The 20,684-nt window shown below is 59.0% G+C and carries 17 protein-coding genes and 1 tRNA gene; 4 read left to right on the top strand and 14 right to left on the bottom strand.

Annotated features, from left to right (window positions below; genetic code table 11):
* Positions 1 to 406 precede the first annotated feature (406 nt).
* The 3 genes from ACIDOCELLA78_RS000000110730 to ACIDOCELLA78_RS000000110720 are packed head-to-tail and all read right to left on the bottom strand — an operon-like array spanning position 407 to position 3,167.
* Positions 407 to 2,086 carry an RNA-binding domain-containing protein gene (locus tag ACIDOCELLA78_RS000000110730; RefSeq protein WP_201729565.1) on the bottom strand — a complete coding sequence of 560 codons (1,680 nt, stop codon included), beginning with the start codon at positions 2,084 to 2,086 and terminating at the stop codon, positions 407 to 409.
* A gap of 3 nt (positions 2,087 to 2,089) precedes the next feature.
* The gene (locus ACIDOCELLA78_RS000000110725; RefSeq protein ID WP_201729564.1) at positions 2,090 to 2,269 is read right to left on the bottom strand and encodes a hypothetical protein; all 180 of its coding nucleotides are present in this window, start codon (positions 2,267 to 2,269) and stop codon (positions 2,090 to 2,092) included.
* Between the two features lie 28 nt (positions 2,270 to 2,297).
* Positions 2,298 to 3,167 carry a hypothetical protein gene (locus tag ACIDOCELLA78_RS000000110720; protein ID WP_201729563.1) on the bottom strand — a complete coding sequence of 290 codons (870 nt, stop codon included), beginning with the start codon at positions 3,165 to 3,167 and terminating at the stop codon, positions 2,298 to 2,300.
* A 205-nt stretch (positions 3,168 to 3,372) separates the two neighbouring features.
* On the opposite strand from ACIDOCELLA78_RS000000110720, the gene ACIDOCELLA78_RS000000110715 reads away from it, so the two are divergent.
* Positions 3,373 to 4,200, top strand: a complete 828-nt coding sequence (locus tag ACIDOCELLA78_RS000000110715; RefSeq protein ID WP_201727504.1) for an IS5 family transposase — start codon at positions 3,373 to 3,375, stop codon at positions 4,198 to 4,200.
* On the opposite strand, the gene ACIDOCELLA78_RS000000110710 is transcribed toward ACIDOCELLA78_RS000000110715, so the two are convergent.
* The 11 genes from ACIDOCELLA78_RS000000110710 to ACIDOCELLA78_RS000000110660 form a co-directional block, all read right to left on the bottom strand.
* Positions 4,172 to 4,600, bottom strand: a complete 429-nt coding sequence (locus ACIDOCELLA78_RS000000110710; RefSeq protein ID WP_214006289.1) for a hypothetical protein — start codon at positions 4,598 to 4,600, stop codon at positions 4,172 to 4,174. The genes ACIDOCELLA78_RS000000110715 and ACIDOCELLA78_RS000000110710 overlap by 29 nt on opposite strands.
* A 406-nt stretch (positions 4,601 to 5,006) precedes the next feature.
* Positions 5,007 to 7,319, bottom strand: a complete 2,313-nt coding sequence (gene hsdR / locus ACIDOCELLA78_RS000000110705) for an EcoAI/FtnUII family type I restriction enzme subunit R (protein ID WP_201729561.1) — start codon at positions 7,317 to 7,319, stop codon at positions 5,007 to 5,009.
* Positions 7,316 to 8,545 carry a restriction endonuclease subunit S gene (locus ACIDOCELLA78_RS000000110700; protein WP_201729560.1) on the bottom strand — a complete coding sequence of 410 codons (1,230 nt, stop codon included), beginning with the start codon at positions 8,543 to 8,545 and terminating at the stop codon, positions 7,316 to 7,318. The genes hsdR and ACIDOCELLA78_RS000000110700 overlap by 4 nt, the downstream gene beginning before the upstream one ends.
* Complete coding sequence (locus tag ACIDOCELLA78_RS000000110695) at positions 8,542 to 10,266, bottom strand: N-6 DNA methylase (RefSeq protein WP_201729559.1); 1,725 nt, start codon at positions 10,264 to 10,266, stop codon at positions 8,542 to 8,544. Before ACIDOCELLA78_RS000000110695 ends, ACIDOCELLA78_RS000000110700 begins: the two co-directional genes overlap by 4 nt.
* Before the next feature lie 102 nt (positions 10,267 to 10,368).
* Complete coding sequence (gene mobF, locus ACIDOCELLA78_RS000000110690) at positions 10,369 to 13,167, bottom strand: MobF family relaxase (protein ID WP_201729558.1); 2,799 nt, start codon at positions 13,165 to 13,167, stop codon at positions 10,369 to 10,371.
* Complete coding sequence (locus tag ACIDOCELLA78_RS000000110685; protein ID WP_201729557.1) at positions 13,167 to 15,014, bottom strand: type IV secretion system DNA-binding domain-containing protein; 1,848 nt, start codon at positions 15,012 to 15,014, stop codon at positions 13,167 to 13,169. The genes mobF and ACIDOCELLA78_RS000000110685 overlap by 1 nt, the downstream gene beginning before the upstream one ends.
* Entirely contained in the window at positions 15,014 to 15,376 is a 363-nt protein-coding gene (locus ACIDOCELLA78_RS000000110680) for a hypothetical protein (protein WP_249676546.1), read from the bottom strand. The genes ACIDOCELLA78_RS000000110685 and ACIDOCELLA78_RS000000110680 overlap by 1 nt, the downstream gene beginning before the upstream one ends.
* A gap of 490 nt (positions 15,377 to 15,866) precedes the next feature.
* Positions 15,867 to 16,073, bottom strand: a complete 207-nt coding sequence (locus ACIDOCELLA78_RS000000110675; protein ID WP_201729556.1) for an AlpA family transcriptional regulator — start codon at positions 16,071 to 16,073, stop codon at positions 15,867 to 15,869.
* A gap of 139 nt (positions 16,074 to 16,212) precedes the next feature.
* The gene (locus ACIDOCELLA78_RS000000110670; RefSeq protein ID WP_201729555.1) at positions 16,213 to 17,334 is read right to left on the bottom strand and encodes a hypothetical protein; all 1,122 of its coding nucleotides are present in this window, start codon (positions 17,332 to 17,334) and stop codon (positions 16,213 to 16,215) included.
* Positions 17,327 to 18,493 carry a site-specific integrase gene (locus tag ACIDOCELLA78_RS000000110665; RefSeq protein WP_201727918.1) on the bottom strand — a complete coding sequence of 389 codons (1,167 nt, stop codon included), beginning with the start codon at positions 18,491 to 18,493 and terminating at the stop codon, positions 17,327 to 17,329. Before ACIDOCELLA78_RS000000110665 ends, ACIDOCELLA78_RS000000110670 begins: the two co-directional genes overlap by 8 nt.
* 139 nt (positions 18,494 to 18,632) lie before the next feature.
* A tRNA-Ser gene (locus ACIDOCELLA78_RS000000110660) sits at positions 18,633 to 18,722 on the bottom strand.
* A 197-nt stretch (positions 18,723 to 18,919) separates the two neighbouring features.
* Here ACIDOCELLA78_RS000000110660 and rplU point away from each other — a divergent pair.
* The 3 genes from rplU (at position 18,920) to obgE (ending at position 20,580) form a co-directional block, all read left to right on the top strand.
* Positions 18,920 to 19,234, top strand: coding sequence for a 50S ribosomal protein L21 (rplU, locus tag ACIDOCELLA78_RS000000110655; protein ID WP_201727917.1), 315 nt, complete (start codon positions 18,920 to 18,922; stop codon positions 19,232 to 19,234).
* Positions 19,235 to 19,249: 15 nt separating this feature from the next.
* Positions 19,250 to 19,519 (top strand): 50S ribosomal protein L27, encoded by a 270-nt coding sequence (gene rpmA, locus ACIDOCELLA78_RS000000110650; protein WP_201727916.1) that lies wholly within the window; start codon positions 19,250 to 19,252, stop codon positions 19,517 to 19,519.
* Between the two features lie 62 nt (positions 19,520 to 19,581).
* Positions 19,582 to 20,580: a GTPase ObgE gene (obgE, locus tag ACIDOCELLA78_RS000000110645; protein ID WP_201727915.1), complete on the top strand. Its 999-nt coding sequence runs from the start codon at positions 19,582 to 19,584 to the stop codon at positions 20,578 to 20,580.
* The last annotated feature ends 104 nt before the right edge of the window (positions 20,581 to 20,684 follow it).

Genomic DNA, 20,684 nt, shown 5'->3' with positions numbered 1-20,684 from the left:
TTTCAGGTGGTTGAGACTGATTGAGATCGCGTGAAAAGCGAAACTGGCGGAGAGGGTGTCTGTAGAACTGTTTTGTTTTTGTGTTTTATTTCAATATGTTATAATTAGAATTTGTGATTTACCCCACATAAATTACCACGAAATAGCAATTTACGTTTTTACCGTCCCTCTTCCACTATGGTCTCTTTCCCTCACCCCACTACATCCACGAACTGCGCATAGCCCGTCTGCATTGGCACCCAGCAAGCAATCGATCATCGAATCGACGGCATTGATCTGGTAGGGTTGGGCCTTGAATTTCAGCTTCATGGCGTTCTCTTTTGAAGCCTCTCTGCAAATCTACATGTGCAGAGAGAACTAAGTATTTGAATTAACTAAACATTGAAAGAAAACCCTCTGCAACTTTCTATTTTTTCTCCGTCGATCTCTCTGCTAACCGCCAGCAGGGTACGGCATCAGAACCGGTATTTACAATCATACCTTTTCGACGGAGCTTTGTAAGCAAATTACTGATTTTGCTATGTTTTTGTTTGTCGTCTAACGCGTCGCTGAGCTTAGTGGTCAATAGTTGGGTAATATCCCCCCTGCTCGCCTGCCCAAACCTTTCTAAGTAGTCGGTCAAAAGCTTAGCATAGAAGGTATCGTCTTGCGCCCGCATGCGGATGTAATCGGCCTTTTTTGCCGTCGCCTCCGCCACGACGGCTGAGACATGGTAATTGGGTTTGCGCCCTTCGATCAGATGCGTGCGGCGCAGGTGGCTCGCGGCATCCTCTGTGATCGGCAACCGTTTCTGCACCCGGTCCAACGCCAACACATCAGATAGAGGTAGGCCCGTCTGTTGCATAAGCAGACGACTATAGGCCGGATCAACCACCCGTCCGTGGATAGTCAAGCGAACCACGTGAGGTTCACTGAGATCATAATCGGGGAGCGGGAAAAACCGTTGACGTTGCCGACGGTAGATGTCCTGTATCCCATAGCCCATATGATCAATCATATTCAGCTCAGTCATGGCCTGCGCGAGAAACGGGTTGCGATAGCGATGCGGCACCCGCTCGGTAAGTACGTAATCTTCTGGCTGCCCCTCGAAGAAGTCCCCTTGATTCTCCAAAACCAACCTGTCTGGTCGTTCAATCACCACGATCCGCCCGGCGCGGGTATAATCCTGGTGAGCGATACAGTTATGCAGGGCCTCCAGCACCACCCTCTGGTCGTATTTCGCCACCTCGTGCGCGAGCAGCTCATTTTCTGGCAAAATACGCAGCTGGATGTTGCGGATGCGGGCAAACACCAGGGACGACGCCAGCAGGAAGGGCGGTCCGAAATGCTCGTAGGCGCGCTCTTCCCCTTCAAGCTTCCAGGTAATTTCCGCCGGATGCGGGGAGAGGTACCAGGCGGATTCGGGCCGACCAAGCAGCAAAAGGGCCGTACGCGTTATTTTCCCGCTCTGTGTTACCTTGGCCCGGTCCAGCAAGGCGACATCGCTCCAATTGTCCACTTCTTCTGGCGTGATGCGGTTGGCGTGCTTGGCGATAAACCGTTCGCGGGCGATTTTCAGGGCGTTTGGATCTAGATCTGCGATCGATGCTTTCTCTACCACCTGCGCCGTCCAGTCGGTCGCCAGGGTCTGCCCGCGAATATCGTCGAGCTTGTCTTGCCCGAGTGCCGCGAGGCTTTCGCCAGCGCGGCCATAGTAATGCCCGTTCCACGAAATTGGCATGCCGCGCGGGGCCGCCGGGATTTCGAACAGGATGACCCGGCCATCCTTGTGATTCAGGACATGAATATCGCGGAAAGTAAAACTTCCCGTTCCATTCAGAATCTGCTGTTTATCCGCCTGCAAATGTTCTGGGGTTTCCTTATAGGTTGTGCCAACCACGGCGCGGGTCTTGTCATCCACACCGAACACTAACCAGGCGCGGTCCTGCCCACGCAAATTGGCTTCATTGGCCAGTGCCGAGAGATACTTGCCCAGATCGCTGCTCGAAAACCCGTCTTTCCCGCGCTTGAACTCAACTACCTCACTCTCCCAATGGGATATGAGCTGATTCAACAATGCCTCGAAGGCAGCTTGGTCTTGCGCCATGGGTCAGATCGCCTTGGCATCGGTTGAGAACGAAAGTTGACGAAAAGTTTGCTCGACATTGATCTTCATCGCAATAGGCTCGAAGCCGATATTGCGGAAGGTGTTGTCGATTACGTTGATCATCGCATTCTTATATAGACGAGTGATCTGCTGGTCTTGATTTTTTCTAGACGAAAACAGCATAAATCTCCCTCATTTCTGTACGAATTCATTAATTAAGGGGACGATTTGAGTTCGTTATAAATAGTTGGTTGTTGATGGGACCGCGATAAACCTTGTTGAGCAAAAAGCTAAAAAAAGCCTTAGCTCCCTTTCGATCCAGAGGAACCTCTATGCGTCCACCATTGATGTTTAACGAAAGACCTATTGCTGCGGCCTTATGTTCAATATCGGTGACAGGATGATTGCCGAGCACGTCAACTTTGACCACCGTATGAACAGCTTTTCTAATTCCTTCATCTGCTCCCGCGATAAATGCCGCTACATCAGCTATAGCCAAACTAGAATGGCCGCAGAATGTGCTTAGCTCTAAATCAGTAGCTTGCCTGTAAAAACTGCCTAAATCAAACACTCGTCTCAATAGAGAAAAGCTTTTAAATCGGACGTCGCCCGCAGTATCAACCGTGGCCAAAAGCTGAGTGCCAAGAGTAAAGGCTGGTTCAGTAAGTTTCCGAAACACGTTTCCATCATGAAGAAAGGAGAGTTTACTCGAAAGTATTTGCTGGGGACCAAAACTCTGAAGCAATAGGCGTCTGTTTGGTCCACTTCCTATCATTGTAAAGAGAGCTTTGATGCTCTCATTTTGAAAATTATTGACGTCTAAAGGGGTAAGCGCGATAGCGTTCTGACTTGCTTCCGCAAACAGGGCCTGTGCTTCGGATAAACCGCGAGTTATTAAAATCTCGTCGGCATCCGGCTTCCAGTCTCCGGTAAAATCAATTTCCGTATTTATGCCGTCAAAAAACGCCGCACTCTGAGCCTGAAATATTCCGGCGAGCTGGTTTTGAAGCTGACTGTTCATTTGAATATGCCGAACAACCAAGCTTCCAGCCGGCCGACAAGCTGCATATAGCTGTGCCATCTATTTTCCCTCAAGGTCGAGAAGAAGGTATTCTGTTAATTGACCCACCTTAAGTTCGAGTGCCGCCGTGCGAAGGTGCTTTTTCGTAATAAGAATAAAAGTTACCCCCTCTGACGACTCGACCTTAGAGCCGGACCGAAAAAGATAGTTGAGCGATTTCAGTAAGTTGTGATTCAGTTCGTTTGCGAAGACGGACGGAGACACGATGACCTGGACTGAAATCGCTCGGCGACGATATTGCCGGGCCGGATTGCGCTACGCAAGCGACCTCACCGACGCTGAATGGGCCATGATCGAGCCGTTCATGCCCGCTCCGCAGCATCGAGGCCGACCCCGAAGGGTGGCGCTTCGAAGGATTGTGGAGGCCATCTTCTACATGCTGGCAACCGGCTGTCAGTGGCGCCAGATCCCGAAGGAATTCGCTCCGTTCACCACCGTGCAGGGGTATTTCTACCGCTTCTGTCGTGACGGCACGTTCGATCGCATCAATCACGTCCTAGTCATGCAGGCGCGGGAAATGGCCGGACGCGAGGCTTCGCCCACAGCCGGTGTGATCGACAGTCAGTCGGTCAAGACCACCGAAGCCGGCGGGCCGCGCGGGTTCGATGCCGGAAAGAAGATCAAGGGCCGCAAGCGCCACATCATCACAGATACAATCGGCCACCTCGTCGGTGCCGTCGTTCATCATGCCGGTATTCAGGACCGCGACGGGGCGCCCGACGTGCTCAAATCCGTCAAATCCCTGTATCCCTGGTTGCGGCACATATTCGCTGACGGCGGTTATGCCGGTCCTAAACTCAATGGACGCCTCGCCAAAATCGGCAAATGGACCATACAGATCGTAAAGCGCTCCGACGCCGCGAGCGGGTTTGAACTCCTGCCGCGGCGCTGGGTGGTAGAAAGAACCTTCGCCTGGCTCGGCAGATGCCGACGTCTCGCAAGGGATTTCGAGGCCACCGTTACCAGCGCCACCGCATGGCTCTTCCTCGCCCATATCCGCCTGCTCACACGAAAAATCGCCCGTCACCGATAGTCGCACTACCATTCAGATTCGGGCTCTTATAGAAATGCCAACCCAGTAAGCCCAACATTGGATTAAAATGATAGTTATATCCAGTGGCCGTAATTATTCCAAAAATCACAAGGGTCGGAACCCAAAACTGCCATTGGAGCGTGTCGAATTGAGATGTAAAAAGAGGCATAACGTATAAGAGTAAGAAGGCCGTATTCTCGTGATCAGCGGCTTCTATGGATTCCGCTTTAAAGGTGGAGGCAGCGAGTTCATACTTTGCGCGCCACAGAACAAACAGACAAACAATGAAGAGAAAGATGCTGGCGCCACATATGATCGCAGCCGTCATATGTTCATGCTGAAAATAGGCAACCCATGCGTAGGTAAGCCCTACAGGCGCGAGGGCCGTACTCGTCAGCAACAGCCGTGCTAATACATTAAGCACAGAACATCGTCCGGTGCCTGCTCGGGCAAAATAACAGCTCTCTGTGCTTATTAGCTTTCACAATATTTGCCCCAAAAATTTACACTATAGCATAGCCTCAAGAACAAATCAAGAACAAATCCTGCTTCCTATAACGATCCTCCTAAAACAGCCTTCCGAGCGATTCGGGCCGAAGGCCGAACGCTCTATTCCGCGCAGCGGAAGGCGAAGCCTTCCTCGCGATACATCCGTATCAGCCGCGCAAAGCGGCGCGCTCAAACCCCGGCCCGTAGGGCGGCCCCGTAGGGGCGCGGACCCACGCGCAGCCCTTGGGCGAGCATGGGGAGCGGGGTTGAACGCATTAGCCGCGCTGTGTGGCCGTTTCCATAATTGGTCTCCCATCTTAATGAGAGCCTTCGCTGAACAGATGCTCCTGAAACCCAACAAACGCCGCGCGGATGCCTGGCGCCGCCCCCAGCTCCGCGGTGGCGTCCGCCAGGGTCTGGTAGCGTAGCTCCAGCAGCCGGGCTAGCTTGTCCTGGTCCAGCTCCTCCACGCCCTGGGCCACGTACTGGCCCATCACGAAGTCCAGGAACGCCTGCAGTTTGGCGTCATACCGGGGTAAAATCTCGTCCCGGTGCTTTTCCACCCGCTCGGCGCGAGTGATCGGTGGCAGTGCGAAGGCGATATAGCCCAGAATATCGAACACGTCGCTCTTCTGGGCGTCAATCACCTTGCCCATCTCGGCCAACTGCTCGCCGCCAAAGCCCCGTTCGGCCAGCGTGTTCAGCAGTGCCTTGCGCGTGTCCGGGCGGCCCCAGATGGTCCGCAGCTCTTCCTCGTCCCTGAACAGCTCCGGGAGCTGCCCGAACAGGCTCTCCATGAACTGCTTGGCGGAAATTGGCCTACCATCCGGCCCCCAGAAGCTGGTGGTGCTGATATGCTGGATGGTCCGCTCCTTGCCATCCGCCAGCTTGATTTTAACGCGTTGGCCGCGTTCGGGCTCCTCAGCCTGCCTGACTTCTGCCTCTGGCTCCTTGGCGATGGTGAGGGTGCGGGGCGTGGCCGCGACCGGCTCCATGGGTTCGCCATCCCATTCCGGGTCATTGAACAGCTCATAGGCCTTCACGAAGTCCAGAATGGTAAAATAGTCCTTGCCCTCATACAGCCGCGTCCCGCGCCCGATGATCTGCTTGAACTCGATCATGGAGTTCACCGGCCGCATCAGCACGATGTTCCGCACGTTCCGCGCATCCACGCCCGTCGAGAGCTTCTGGCTGGTGGTGAGAATGGTGGGGATGGCCTTCTCGTTATCCTGAAACGTCCGCAGCCACTGCTCGCCCAGCGCCCCGTCATTGGCCGTAACGCGCACGCAGTAATTCGGGTCCTTGCTGGTCTTCACCTGGTTGATGAGGTCACGGACCGCCGCCGCGTGATCCTGTGTGGCGCAGAACACCAGCGTCTTCTGGCTCTGGTCAATCTCGCCCATGAAGGTGCGGACGCGGTATTCCTCTCGCGTTTTTATCTCGATGATGCGGTTGAAATCGCCCTCGGTATAGCGTTTGCCTTCGACCGTGCCATCCACCACCTCATCATCTGGCGTGTAGACGTAATCATCCAGCGTGGTGGCGAATTGCCGCACCTTGAAGGGCGTCAGGAAGCCATCATCGATGCCTTCTTTCAGCGAATAGGTGTAAACCGGCTCGCCGAAATAGGCGTAGGTGTCCACGTTATCCTTGCGCTTGGGTGTGGCGGTGAGGCCAAGCTGCACGGCTGGGGCGAAATGGTCCAGAATACCGCGCCATGTCCCCTCATCGTTCGCGCCGCCCCGGTGGCATTCGTCGATGATAATGAAATCGAAGAAATCCGGCGGATAGTCGCCAAAATTCGGCGCGGAATTCCCGTCTGCGTCCCGGCCGCTCATAAAGGTCTGGAAGATGGTGAAGAATATACTGCCATTCTTCGGCACGCGGCCCTTTTTGCGGATGGCATCCGGGGCGATGCGGACCAGCGCGTCCTCGGGGAAGGCCGAGAAGGCGTTATAGGCTTGGTCCGCCAGAATGTTACGGTCCGCCAGAAACAGAATGCGTGGGCGGCGGGTAGGTTCACGGCTGATATTCCAGCGGCTCTGAAACAGCTTCCAGGCGAGCTGGAAGGCGATGAACGTCTTGCCGGTGCCGGTGGCCAGGGTGAGCAGGATTCTGTTCCGGCCATTGGCGATGGCCTCCAGCGTGTTCTCCACCGCGTTGTGCTGGTAGTAGCGGGCCTGCCAGGTGCCGCTCTTGTCCTCGAACGGGATGGCGGCAAAGCGGTCCCGCCAGGCGTTCTGCGCGGCAAAGGCGCGGCCCCAGAGTTCGTCCGGCGTGGGGTAGCGGGGCACGTAGGCTTCCGCCCCGGTGTGCATGTCGATCTCATAAATGCCGACGCCATTGGTGGAATAGGCGAAGCGGGCCTGAAGCTTTTCGGCGTATTTCTTGGCCTGGCCGACGCCCTCAGTGTCTGGTAAATCCCGCCGCTTGGCTTCTATCACCGCCAGCTTGTGGTTGCGGTAGGTGAGAACGTAATCGGCAATATCCCTGGCCGAGCGTTTGCCCGCCCCTTGCAGGCGGCCCAGCGTGATCTCCTCCCGGCGCACCCGGCTGGCTTCCACCACGCCCCAGCCTGCTTGTTTCAGCGCGGGGTCGATCAGCTCAGCGCGGGTTTCCGCCTCGTTCATGCAGCTTCGTCTTGCATTTCTGCGCCGGGCAGTGCGGTGAGTTCGCCGGAGAAGGCTTGCCGGAGGATGGCCTGCTTGAGTTCGGCCAGATGCGCACGCTTACGAGAATAAAGCACTGTGAGGTCGGATAAGCCCCTGGACAGCTTATCACATGTCATAACGATCTCTGCTTGTTCGTTTACGGATGGCAAAAGAACAGGCAAATCCTTTATGATCCCCATATTGAGACCAGCCATGATTGCCCCCGAAGCGCGCTCTTCGAGGTAGTTCTTCGCCATCGGGTGATGCAAGAAATATAGCTTCAAGAACTCGGGCAAACACAGCGATTGATCCACCGAAATGCAGCACAAGTGCTTGCTGTTGATTGCGAGCGGAATATCGTCAGGGACGACGGCACACCTTCCGCAAGTCCCCATGATGGAGATGAGAACATCACCCGGAAAAACCCTGTACCGCGTAAGCTCCTGGAACTTTTCAGCCGTAATATAGCGCCGTTTATCCCACCGGAATTGGTTTTGAACGACGTTATCAATGCCCAGAACAGCGATGCCCTCATCAACAAACTCACCGTGCAATAGCTGGCTTCCAAACGGTCCCGTGCGGATGGAATTCTTTCTGTCCTCGGCGAGCTGGGCAACAGTCGTTTTCTGGTGTTGACCTTGTGAGATGCGGCTTAACTGCTCCTCGATAGCAACATCAACCAGGGAACGAGCGTTGGCGAGGTTCTTCTCGGCGTTGGTGGTTGCGGCTGCGATGCCCGCAAAGGCCTCATCGAGAATGGAGGCGACGCGCTTCTGTTCGCCGAGTTCGGGAACCGGCAAATGCGTGTATAAGCGCCGCAGAACACTAGGATGCGCCTTTAAGACCCAATCAAATGGAATGGTCGATTGGACATAGCTGAGCATGTAGTAGAGGAAGCGATAATCTAGCTTCTCCCTCCGCAATATTCGGAGTGTACCACCGACATTCGTGACCGAGAAGCGATGCTTAGGCCTATGAAATAGATGGCCGCCGCCGTCCACTGACCAAGTGATGAGTTCTTCGTCGAACATGTAAAGACCATATTCTCCGAACTTTCCGTCCGCTTCCTTGGCCGACGAGTATACGGGGTACGTTCCAGGGGTTTGAGCCAGGTCTAATTTCGAAATGACCTTCCCACGGCCAAGCTCGACCCATTCCAGTTCAACCAGCGCATCAAGTGACTGATAGGTCCACCCGTCTCTCAAAACAGCCCCCGGATGCCTTCAAGGATTTCCGCGCTCTCCGCATCCAGCCGTAGAATGTCGGCAATGATGTGCTGCGGGTCGCGCAGCGCCACCTCGTCGGCCTTGTTGGGGTTCTTTACGGACAGGTCAAAACTGGCCGGGTCGATGCTGGCGGCATCCACGGACCAAGATTTCTCGGAGTCCGCAAAGCTGGCCTGGAGGAGCAAAAACTCGGCCAGGTCGGCATCGTTCAGGGCGCTGCTCTTGCCCATGCTGCGGCCGGGGTCGAGCTGGTAATACCAAACCCGCCGCGTCGGGGCACCCTTCTCGAAGAACAGCACCACCGTCTTCACGCCCGCGCCCTGGAATGTGCCACTGGGGCAGTCCAGCACCGTGTGCAGATTGCAGTTCTCCAGTAGCTCCTGGCGCAGGGCGCGAGAGGCGTTGTCGGCGTTGGAGAGGAAGGTGTTCTTGATGACGATGGCGGCCCGCCCCCCGGCTTTCAGCGATTTGATGAAATGCTGGAGGAACAGGAAGGCGGTTTCCCCGGTTTTGATGGGGAAGTTCTGCTGCACCTCCGGCCGCTCCTTGCCTCCAAAAGGCGGGTTGGCGAGGATGACCTCAAAACGGTCCTTATCCTGAATATCGGCGATATTCTCGGCCAGGGTGTTGGTGTGGATGACGTTGGGCGCCTCAATGCCATGCAAAATCATGTTCATAATGGCGATGACGTAGGCGAGGCTCTTCTTCTCCTTGGCGTAGAAGGTGCGTTTTTGCAGAATCTCGCGCTCCGCCGTGGTTTTGGCCTTGGGCGCCAGATACTCGAACGCCTCGCACAAGAACCCGGCAGACCCGGCAGCACCATCATAAATCCGCTCGCCGATTTGCGGCTTCGTCACCGCGATCATGGCGCGGATGAGCGGGCGCGGGGTGTAATACTCGCCCCCATTGCGGCCCGCATTGCCCATGTTCTTGATCTTGGCTTCGTAGAGGTGGGACAGCTCGTGCTTCTCGGCCTGGGAGCGGAAATGCAGCCCGTCGATCAGCTCCAGCGCGTCCCGCAGGGAATAACCGCTCTGGAATTTGCTGCGGATTTCCGAGAAGATTTCGCCGATTTTGTACTCGATGGTGTCCGGCCCGGCGGCGCGGGCCTTGAAGCCTTGGAGGTAGGGGAAGAGGTCGCGGTTCACGTAGTCGATGAGGTCCGAGCCGGTGAGGGCGCGGTCATGGTCAAAGGAGCCGTCCGGCTTCTTGGGTGCGGCCCAGGAGGCCCAGTTATGCGGCTCGGCGATGATGCGGGAATAGGCCGCGCCGTGCAGCTCCGCCGCCGTGGCGCGGGTGAACTCCAGATCGTCCAGGTATTTTAAAAACAGCATCCAGGAGGTCTGCTCGGTATAGTCCAGCTCGGTGGTGCAACCGGCTTCTTTCCAAAGCACATCGTCGATGTTCTTGAAAATCTGCTCGAAGCTGGTGGCGCCGTTGCTGGCGCGGGAGGCCGGTTTGGCGGCGGGCTTGGGCTGCGCCACGGGCGCCGATGCTTCCTCCTCCTCGGCGGCAGACTCCGCCAGAGCCACAGAGCCACCCCGGCCCCGGCCTTTGACGATCTTGCCCTCTTCGATCAGCGCCGCCTGCACCCGCGCATAGGTGGCGTCCTGCCAGCCCAGCTCCGCCTGGAGCTTGCCGTTACCGGCACTGCCCCCAAGTTCCGCCAGAACTTCCAAAAACCGCTCTTCCCGTGCCATTCAAGTCTCCCAATTCGCGGTTTTTGCCGCCGGAGGGGAGTTTGCATGACCGGATTCAGAATGACAACGCCAAGTAGGCTCCGGATCAGGGCGAGCGGGAGGTTAGAGCGACATGCCGCCTTTTATTTCCTGCTGCTTGCCGTTGCTTTTCTGAGGGGAGACGGCGTTCGTCAGGGCGGCCATGGGGGACAATATGGAAGCCAGCGCCGTTTGCTTCACGCCGCTGCGCTCCTGAATGGCGGCAACCAGCTTGGCGCGGTCATCGGTATAGAGGGCGGTGGTTTCCTTGGCGCGCGAGAGGCCCACGTAGAAGCTTTTCTGGTCGATCAGATGCGTGGCGGCGCTCTCGGCATGGATGAAGGTGCGCTCGGCGGTGCGGCCCTGGGCGGCAAAGGCGGTGGCAACATAGCTATGCGCAATATGCTGGTTACGCGGGTCATCGAGCTTCAAAGTCTCAACCTTGCCCCTGGCCAGCCGGAGGGTGGCGCTACGCGTGCTGGGGTCAATGGCGGTAATCTCGGCTTGCTGGCCGTTAACCCGCCCCAAGGCGCGGTCATTGCGGGTGAACTGCATCTTGTCCCCCGCCCGCAGCTCGATTGTCTCAGCGGTAAAGGCTTGGACATGCGAGGCCCCCCATTGGCGCAGCCGCCAGTCAATGGCTCTGCCGTTCTGATCGGTGAGCGTAACCGCCGCTTTGGCAGTTTCGATGCCCGCCACGCGATAGGCCTGCGCCTTTGAAACGCCTTTGTCGGCATAATCCTTGGCAAAGCGGATCATGTCGCCGATGGCGTAGCTGTGCGCGTCCTTCGCCTCGGCGCGGGTCATGTCTTTGGAGACAAGCCTTGGCGCGGTAATCGCCGGGCCGTGAAGCTGGCCACGCTCGGCAAGGGCATGGCGGATTTCCTGGGTCAGCGTATCACGTCCCTCGCGGGATGGCTCGATCACCAGGGCCTTGCGCCTCTCCTTGGCATCCAACATGGCGTAATCCTGGGCGATCTGGCCAAAGCGGGCCTCGCGGGTGCCGCATTCGATGACATGGCCACCGCCCGCGTCCAGCGCGGCCAGGGCCTTCCTCGCATCGCCCGCCAAGCTGGCCTCCACCGCTGCTTTAGCCTGCTCGTTGGTCTGGCGTAGGATATGGGTGAGGCGGGCGGTTTCCATGCCAGCACCCTGTAGCTGGGTAAAGGCAGCACCTGCCTCAACGGAGCCAAGCTGCGCGGTGTCGCCCACCAGCAGCACCCGCGCCCGGTGAGATTCAGCCAAACCCAGCAGCTTGGCGGCATCGGCTGTTGAGATCAGCGATGCCTCATCAACGATCCAGAGCCGCTCTTTCACCGTGGGGCGGCCCGGCGCCAATAAATGCCGGGCCAGCGTGTCGGCACGGGCATCCAGCGCCTCGCCCAAAACCTGCGCCGCCGATGCCGTGGGGGCGAGCGCTGTCACCTGAATGCCACGCGCCTCGGCCTCCCGCGCAATGGTAGCCAAGACCGTGGAAGTCTTGGCGGTGCCCGCCGCACCTTGCAAACCGATGACGCGGTTGCGGTTGGTGAGGACTTGCCCCGCCGCCACCTTTTGCTCATCGGTCCAACCATGCCCCCGCATGGCGCTGCGCCTCTCTGCCTCAGCAACAGCACGGGCGGCCGCGACGGGAGAGAGGATCGGCGCCACCTGCTGGCGGGACTGCTCCTCCAGCCGCAACATCGTAGTCTCGTTGGCGATATTGGCGGCGGTGGTAAAGCCCTTGAAAGCCACGCCCCGCCGGTCGAGGCATTGGCGCGATTGCAGGGCGCCGATCTTCTCGGCGCGCGTCATGGCGGCGGCGATGTCATCATGCCCGACGCGCCCCATGCCAAACCGCCCCGCCGCCTCATGCAAGGCGGTGGTGGAAAACACGGATTGGCGCTCGCCCAACATCGCCGCACCCTGCGTAACGGCCCGGTCAGCCGCCAGCTCGCGGGCAAAAGTTTGGTCAGCGCCAAGGGCGATGGCTTCAGCCCGCGCCCCGGCCTGGGCAACCAAGCCCCGCCGCGCGTGTTCATCCCACCCGGCAGCATCGGCGGCCTCACGCCACGCGCCAATCAGCTCGGCATGAGGCACGGCCTCTTTGGCCAGCCGTGTATCCAACGCGGCGATCTGCTTCTCGGCGGCGCTGGCCTCGGCCCGGCTTTTGCCCCGCTCGGCAAGCCGGGCCTCAATAGCCGCGCTGCGCTGGCTGAACGCCACCAGCGTTGCCTCGCCGATGCCGGCAATCTCGAAGGTCGATTCCTTGCCGCGTTCAATCGCATATCCGAGGCGTTGCACCCCGGCTGCCAGCTCCTGGCGGTAGATCGCCCCCATCTGCTTTTGCATCTGATAGAACGCACGCGGCTCCAGGCTGCGCCATTGCCCGGCCTCATCCATCGTCATGTTGAGGATGACATTATGAGTATGAAGCTGCGGATCAAGCGCCCGGCTGGTGCCGTGCCGGAAGGAGGCGATAACCAGATTTCCGGTCGCCTCCCGCCGGATGCTGCCATCCTCCCGGATGCGGGTGGCGGAAAAATGCTGCTCCGCCAGTTCCAGCGCGGTTTTCACCGCCCGTTCGTGCGCCGCGATGAGGCGGCGGTCGCCCGCCACCTCCGCCATGATCGAAACGGATTTGGGCGCGCTGAATGTGACATCCCAGCCTGGCCGGTGTTCCCACTGACCTTCGCGCATCGTGCCCAACTCCTGGCCCGCGACATGGCCCGCCAGCAATTGGGCAAACTGCTCATGGTCGACGGCGCCGGTCAGCTTCAGTGCTTGCGCGCCTTCCCCGAGCCATTCCGAGGGGGCAAGACCCCCCTCGGCGTAGTAATCGTCGGCCTCATAGTAGTTGGCGGCCTGGGCCGCGCTGGTCAGCGCCGATATGGTGGCAACCATCACACCGGCCCCGGCCCGGTCGGGGTCTCGGGTACGGTCTCGGGCACGGCACCGCCATTCCCGCGCCTGGGTTGCGTGGAGCCCCAGAGCGTTCCCGATATGTCTGCCGGTATAAAGCGGGGATGACGGGCCGGGCCACGCGCATGGATATGGTCATCGGTCAGCTTGATCTTCGCCACCGGGAAGCCATCGGGCAGCAACAGATAAGCGGTATGCTTGGGTAGACGCAGCTCGCTCTCCAGCACGGCGGCCCGTACCTGGCGCGTGGCGCTCAATGTCCGCTGCGGCCTGCCGGTCTTGGGGTCGAATGTTTCAGAGATGGTGGAAATTTCCACCTCGACGCTGCCGATGGTCTCGGACGCCCATTCCCGGCTGGCCTGGTCAACCAGTTGCAGGAAGAGTTTGGTATTGCAGCAACCGAGCAGAGCTTCCCCCCCTTCTCTGCCATATCGCTCCCACATCCGGCCGATAGCCTGGAAAGTAAGAATGACGCTTGCCCCAAACTTACGCCCCTCGGGCAGCAGCCGGGCCAGATTATCGACCCGTGGAAGGTCCGCCAGCTCGTCCAGGACGAATGACAAGCTGCGCGTAGAAGAGGGGGCGAGCCCCAGGACGGCGGAGGAGGCGCATTCCAGCCACAACGCCATCAGGGGCTTGACCGCCTCAAAGTAATCCTCCTGCCTGGGCACGAATATCCAGGGTTTTCTGCCTTCATGCTGGTCGATCCCGACGAAGAAATCAGCAAAAGAAAAGGATGCCTCCCCCTCTCGTGGCGCTGCCCGCAGGAACATCAGCATATTGACGGCCTTGGCCAACATAAACAGCACGCTGGCCGTGGCACGCTCAGCGTCTTTTTCAAAGGCGCGCGCCGAGGAGGTATGGGCCAGCCATGGCTCCAACTCCTCGCGTGGCATAGATTGCAGGGCGTCCAGCAAGGCCTGAAGCGTGCACCGTCCCTCCTGCCAGAGTGTGCGCAGGATGTTGGCCACGAGATTGCGCGCGGCTTCCAACCAGACATCTTTGTCGCGGTCACCCGTTTCGTTGATGAGGTAACGGGCAATCCGGGCAGCGTCGGCGGGATGCTTCAATTCCGCAAAGAGGTCCCAAAACGCCCCGCGCTTGTCGAACGGGCTCAAAATTACGTCACCCCGTTCCGGGGTATAATAGTTCTCGATGAAGTCGCCGCTCGTGTCGTACACCAACGCGGCCTCCCCTCGCGCCTCGATTGTGTCCAGGAGCTGGCGCAGGGCCGTGGTTTTGCCCGCCCCGGTCGTTCCCGCCAAAGCAAAATGACGTTTTTGAAGGCCCGATGGGATGGCAACACTGCCTAGCCGCAAGGCGTAGCCGCTACTCTCGGTTGCGGTCATGCGTGCGAGGTCCGCTTCGCTGACAACGCGAGTGCCCGCGATGACCCGGTCGGCCAGTAACTCCTCTTGCTTGCGGCGGCGGCGGTCTGCGGTAAGCCACAAACCGGCAGTGCCCAAACCCAGACCAAGAAGCCCGCCCAGGCCCGCGCGTTCGGCAAAGTCGATCGCCTCGTCGCGCAAGGGCAGAAAGGCTGCCCACTCCTTCACGCCGGTCCGCCCCGCCTGCCCCTGCCAGGTGATGACCACCAGCGGATCAGCGGGCACATCAGCCAAAAGAAAACTGCTCAAATCGGCGATGGCATATTTGCCCGCCTCCTGTGCTTGCTCGGCGCTGGTGGTGATTCCGCCCACAGCAAGCGCCCCCGCCATGGCGCTGGCCAGGAGCGCCCCGGCGGCGAAGCGGAATTGGGCATGGCCATCGGCACGCGCGCGGGCCCGCAAGGCTTCGGCATGAGCGCGGCGGTTCTTTGTGTTCGACATTATATTTCTCCTGCATGGTTGAGCTGCCGCGCGAAGGCGGCGTTGATTTCGGCGGTGAGGGTGGTTTCATCGGTACGGGAACCGGCGGCGGCGCGGGCAAAGACGTAAGCGGCGCAAGCCACAAACAACGTGCGCTCGGTCAGCCGCTCGACATGGGCCAGCCGGGCGCTGATTGCATCGATCTCCTGGGCGATCTCGGTGGTGAGTTGCGGCGTGGCTTGCTCGCCTGAGAGCGAGGCCATTCCGGCTCGCACGCATTGCTGCAACAGGGCGTAAGTGGTCGTTTGACGGCTCTGAGCGGCCTGCCGTAGCGCCTTATCGAGTGCCAAAGGGAGGCGCACGGAGTGCTGAACGTGTTTCACGGCCCGTCCTTCCCCCGCATCCGGCGCGTATTCGCGGTTTGCCCAGGAATGGCGCGGGATACACAACGGGCAAGTACGGCGCACCCGGATCGCACCTGCGAAAAACCCAGGCGGTTCGCCGCAGGCCAGTGCGTGGGGTGTGTTCTATTTTCCTTGGTCCGATGCGAAGCATCGAGGCCAAAACCTCCCGCCAATCGTGCGGCTGGCATGGTCGTGATGGCCTGGCATTGTCTGCGGGTCGGGCAGGCTCCTACATTTCGGTGCCGGGTATCAAATGTGGGCGAGAACGGGGGGATTTGGCTGAGGTGCGGTCCGGTCAGATGGCACGCACACCACCAGCCATTCATGATGCCAGCGGCATCTTGGAAAAAAGGCACGGGGGTATCCTTTCCACGCACGTGGCGCGAATTCGGGGGTGAGGAAATGATGGGAAGAGAACTGAGGGAGCGACAACCCGGCCGTTCAAGAGGCCCGGGCCGCGCGCTGGCAGCTACGGATAGATTCGGGTAGGAAGTTCCTGGAGCCAGCGCTCAATTTCACCGGCGCGCCACCGCACTCGGCCGCCGCCTATGACCACTGGGGGCGGGCAAACAGACCGGTGCACAAGGCGGTAAATGCTGGAGCGGCTTTTGTAACCTGTCAGCCGCATCACGTCCTCAATCGTCAGGAGAACGCTGGGAAAAGTATCTCGGTTCATCTTGTGGCATCCTGAGCTATGGCGTGCCACCAGCCTTTACGAGACGTTGTGCCTGATCCGCGAAAGCTTACTGATTACTGGTATCAAAAAATTCTTCAGTAACCAGTAACGGTTTTATATCATGCGGTTATCGGCGCCATTAGCTTCCGCGTATCCCTAAAATTTTGAATGTTTTTATTCTAATTTGGGTGTACTTGTGGTCTTTGGTGTCACCAAGCATTTTTTCAAGCGATGAACTTGGATCGGGCCTGTGAGCGTCGGATAACCAAAGCGTCTCGATTTGGCCATCTTCCATGGCGCGTCGAAGTGCCGCAACAGCAGCACCAATCAGGGGCGGAAGAGTTTCTCTGCCCACTCGCGGCTTCATTTTACCGTCATACGAAAAAACGGCTTGCAATGCGATGATTATCTTTTTGGCATCATCGCCCTTCCAGCCCCCCTCCGCAGCAAATGTTTCGCAAAAAGCTGTCCTCTGCTCCGGAGGGACCAAGGATCGCCAATGCCTAATGACATTTTCTTTTTTGTCAGCAGTGTATTCACTGGCGTTACCAGTCGCATCCAGATTCTCCAGGCCAGTTTTTTCAATGGTAGGCTCGGACAGATTAGTGGTAGCCACAGTTATGGCCTGTGTCTCAGGTTCGTCGGTAGAATTGGCTTCTTTGGCAGGGATAGTCACAACATAAATTGGACGGATTGGAGATATTTTTGGTATTTTTGCACCAGGATAATATTTTACTTCAGAGGAAAGCAGGACGGGTGCATACCTGTTTTTAAAATCATTGGGGTTCAGTGTGGTGTCAAAAAGCATCCCTTCAGTATTTTGCAAGGCCGAAATACTGACAGCGCCCTGTTTTGCGGGCATGATGGTCTTGATTTGTCCTGATGCCAGCTCAGCGAGCAATTCTTCAATGGCGAGTGGCAGAATCGTATCGTAGGGTCGGTTGACGAAAAAGCGCTTGCGTCTTTGGAATACCCCTGGTCCAAACCAGAAAAACACGCAGAGAGCTAAAAAAGTCATTTCCCAAAGAAAGGGAGCAAACGCTTTATAGTTGTGCGGCTGCAACGAAAGCCACCAAAGCTCTATGCCAAGAGCTACCAAGGCAAGTGCAGATAGGATGTTACACGTCACATCGATTACAAAAAACCGCCAATAGAGTTTTTTGGCAAAAGCCGTTATTTGGCGCTCACCTTCTTCTATGTCTTCGGGCACTAAACGCTGCGCCGCGAAGTGGCTCAACTTTTCAGTCTTGATTTTAGTCACGGCCCTCTCTTTTCTGACTTGTGACGCAATATTGCCCCCACGCCTCCATGAGCGCCTTCCTCTTCTCCAGAAGATTGCCCCGTCGATAAGCTGCCTCAACCTTATTCCCGATGGCATGGGCAAGGGCCATTTCGGCTATGTCGCCATCAAAATCCGTTTCCTCGGCCACCCAATCCCGGAAGGATGAACGAAAACCATGCGGCACGGCGGGAACCTCCATGTCGCGGCAAATCTTGGTCAGCGTCATGTCGGACAGCGGCTTACCGCCGCGCTGGCCGGGAAACACCAACTCGCTCCGCGCCTCTCTGTAGCCCAGCGCCCGCCGGATCACGTCCAGGGCAGCGGATGACAGTGGGACGACATGCTCCTTGCCGGCCTTCATCCGCTCGGCGGGGATTGTCCACAGGGCATTGTCGAGATCAATTTCGCCCCAAGTCGCGCCGCGAATCTCGCCGGACCTGGTTGCGGTGAGGATCAGCGTCTCAAGAGCAAGCCGTCCCATCGTATCCCGCTCATTGAGTTTGGCAACGAACGCCGGAACATCGGCATAGGGCATGGCCGTATGATGCACCCCCTTGGCCTTAACCTTGGGCATCGACTTATTCATTGCCGCAATCGGCAGGGGCGTTGTCCGGTATCCCTTGCCGATCGCCCAATCGATGACCGTGTTGATCCTCTGACGCACGCGCCGCGCCGTCTCCGGCTTTTCGAGCCAAATGGAAATCACGGCATCCCGGACGTGGTGGCCGTCAATCACGGCAACCGATAGGTCGCCAAGCATCGGGAACGCGTATGTCTCAAGGGTGGATAGCCACTGCGCCCGGTGCTTTTGATTCCGCCAGCTCGCCTTGTGCTCGGCAAACACCAGAGCAGCTGCTTCCTTGAAGGTGGGTATCCCTGCCTCTTTCCGCCGCTCGGCAACGGGATCAAGTCCCACCTCGACCTGCGTCCTCACCTTGGTGGCGCGCTCGCGGGCCAAGGCCAGGGACACCTTCTTTGCACTCCCCAGGCCAACGTCCCGGCGCTTGCCATCCTTCTGCACCCGGCAAACCCAGGACTTCCCGCCCCGAGGGCTTATAACAAGGTACAGGCCGTCGCCGTCGCCATAGCGCCCCGGCTCCTTTGCGGCCTTCACGGAAGAGGCTGAAAGCTTGCCCAATCTTATCCCACACTAGTTTACCACACGACGTGTGGGATACCATGCCAACGGGATGAGTCAGGGTGCAACAGCAAAACGCCAAAAACCGGCGGGAATCAGCCGGTTTTCATACGCTATAATATCTGGTAATTCGTGGCGGTGGCGGAGAGGGTGGGATTCGAACCCACGGTACCCGTGAAGGCACAACGGTTTTCGAGACCGTCCCAATCGACCACTCTGGCACCTCTCCGCGGTCGGGCGGCGTTATACGCATGATGGCGCTGACTAGGCAACAGTGGCGGTGCATATCGATGCCGATTGGCCGGGCAAGTCGATTGACAGCGGGATGGAGCGCGCTATAACCCCGCAATCGCGCGAAGCCGCAGGGTTTCGCGCTTCTTTTCTTTGTCCGCCGCGCGGCGTTGCAGATAGAATTGGACCAGATCGATGTTTGCAGTCATCCGCACCGGCGGAAAACAATATCGCGTCGTGCCGGACGCGGTGCTGAAGGTCGAGAAACTCGAGGCCGAGGCCGGCAGCACCGTGACCTTCACCGATGTTCTCGCCATCGGCGGTGAACAGGGCGTGACCCTGGGCAAGCCGGTTGTCGAGGGTGCCTCCGTCACCGCCACGGTGATCGCGCAGGACAAGCTCGATACGGTCATCATCTTCAAGAAGCGCCGCCGGCAGAACAGCCGCCGCAAGAACGGCCACCGCCAGAAAGTGACCGTGCTGCGCGTGTCCGGCATCAACGCCGCCTGATCGGAGGGATATCCCATGGCACACAAGAAAGCCGGTGGCTCGTCGCGCAACGGTCGCGATTCCGAAGGCCGCCGCCTCGGCGTCAAGAAGTTCGGTGACGAGCAGGTGATCGCCGGCAACATCATCATCCGCCAGCGCGGCACCAAGGTGAAGCCTGGCGCCAATGTCGGCGTCGGCCGCGACCACACGATCTTCGCGCTCGTCGACGGGCGGGTGAAGTTCTCCCGCCGGGCCGAGGGCCGCGTGCATGTGTCGGTCGAGAAGCTGCCGATCGCCGCGGAGTAACCTGTTTCCGGTATGAAAGACGCGAAGGCCGGCCGGTGCCGGCCTTTTGCGTATCTGCACTCATGAAGTTCCTCGACCAGGCGAAGATTTATGTGCGTTCGGGAGATGGCGGCAACGGTGTCGTCGCGTTCCGGCGCGAAAAATATATCGAGTTCGGTGGGCCGGATGGCGGCAATGGCGGCCGTGGCGGCGACATCGTGTTCGAGGCGGTCGAGAACCTCAATACGCTGATCGACTTCCGCTATACCCAGCATTTCCGGGCCCGTAAGGGCGGTAACGGCGCCGGGTCGGACCGCACCGGCGCCGCCGCGCCGCCGGTGGTGATCAAGGTGCCGGTCGGCACGCAGATTCTCGATGACGACCGCGAGACCCTGCTCGCCGATCTGGATGCGCCGGGCAAGCGCATCGTGCTGCTGCGCGGCGGCGATGGCGGGTATGGCAACGCGATGTTCAAGACCTCGACCAACCGTGCGCCGCGTCGCGCCGATGCCGGCTGGCCGGGCGAGGAGCGCTGGGTCTGGCTGCGCCTGAAGCTGATTGCCGATGCCGGGCTGGTCGGGCTGCCCAATGCCGGGAAATCGACCTTTCTCTCGGTCGCCTCGGCGGCGCGGCCCAAGATCGCCGATTATCCGTTCACCACGCTGCACCCGCAACTCGGCGTGGTCCGGCTGTCGATGACCGAGGAATTCGTCCTCGCCGACATTCCCGGCCTGATCGAGGGCGCGCATGACGGCGCCGGGCTGGGCGACCGCTTTCTCGGCCATGTCGAACGCTGCGCCGCGCTGATCCACCTGATCGACGGGGCGGCCGGCGACGTGGTGGATGCGTGGCGGACGATCCGCGGCGAGCTGGAAGCCTATGGCGGCGGGCTGGCGCACAAGCCCGAGCTGATCGTGCTGAACAAGATGGATGCGATGACGCCGCACCAGATCGCCGGTCGGCGCTCGGCGCTCGAACGCGCGTCGGGCAGCAAGGTGATGGTCATTTCCGCCGTCGCGCATCAGGGCGTGGACGCGGTGCTGCGCGAAACCCTGCGGATGATCCGCGAGCGGCGGCAATGAGCCCCGGCTGCCCGATCCCGGCGGCGCGCGGCTGCTGGTGGTCAAGATCGGGTCCGCCCTCATCGTCGATCCCGAGGCCGCGGCGCCGCGCACGACCTGGCTTG

It is taken from the genome of Acidocella sp. C78, assembly GCF_907164655.1.
The sequence above is the reverse complement of the archived record's forward strand: the minus strand, read 5'-3'. Positions and strand labels throughout refer to the sequence as shown.

Excerpts from the sequence above, each read along its gene's own strand:
- ACIDOCELLA78_RS000000110695 (WP_201729559.1), bottom strand. The coding sequence starts at position 10,266 with ATGGCACGGGAAGAGCGGTTTTTGGAAGTTCTGGCGGAACTTGGGGGC.
- mobF (WP_201729558.1), bottom strand. The coding sequence starts at position 13,167 with ATGGTTGCCACCATATCGGCGCTGACCAGCGCGGCCCAGGCCGCCAAC.
- ACIDOCELLA78_RS000000110685 (WP_201729557.1), bottom strand. The coding sequence starts at position 15,014 with ATGTCGAACACAAAGAACCGCCGCGCTCATGCCGAAGCCTTGCGGGCC.
- ACIDOCELLA78_RS000000110720 (WP_201729563.1), bottom strand. The coding sequence starts at position 3,167 with ATGGCACAGCTATATGCAGCTTGTCGGCCGGCTGGAAGCTTGGTTGTT.
- hsdR (WP_201729561.1), bottom strand. The coding sequence starts at position 7,319 with ATGAACGAGGCGGAAACCCGCGCTGAGCTGATCGACCCCGCGCTGAAA.
- rplU (WP_201727917.1), top strand. The coding sequence starts at position 18,920 with ATGTTTGCAGTCATCCGCACCGGCGGAAAACAATATCGCGTCGTGCCG.
- ACIDOCELLA78_RS000000110730 (WP_201729565.1), bottom strand. The coding sequence starts at position 2,086 with ATGGCGCAAGACCAAGCTGCCTTCGAGGCATTGTTGAATCAGCTCATA.
- ACIDOCELLA78_RS000000110725 (WP_201729564.1), bottom strand. The coding sequence starts at position 2,269 with ATGCTGTTTTCGTCTAGAAAAAATCAAGACCAGCAGATCACTCGTCTA.
- obgE (WP_201727915.1), top strand. The coding sequence starts at position 19,582 with ATGAAGTTCCTCGACCAGGCGAAGATTTATGTGCGTTCGGGAGATGGC.
- rpmA (WP_201727916.1), top strand. The coding sequence starts at position 19,250 with ATGGCACACAAGAAAGCCGGTGGCTCGTCGCGCAACGGTCGCGATTCC.
- ACIDOCELLA78_RS000000110675 (WP_201729556.1), bottom strand. The coding sequence starts at position 16,073 with ATGAACCGAGATACTTTTCCCAGCGTTCTCCTGACGATTGAGGACGTG.
- ACIDOCELLA78_RS000000110715 (WP_201727504.1), top strand. The coding sequence starts at position 3,373 with ATGACCTGGACTGAAATCGCTCGGCGACGATATTGCCGGGCCGGATTG.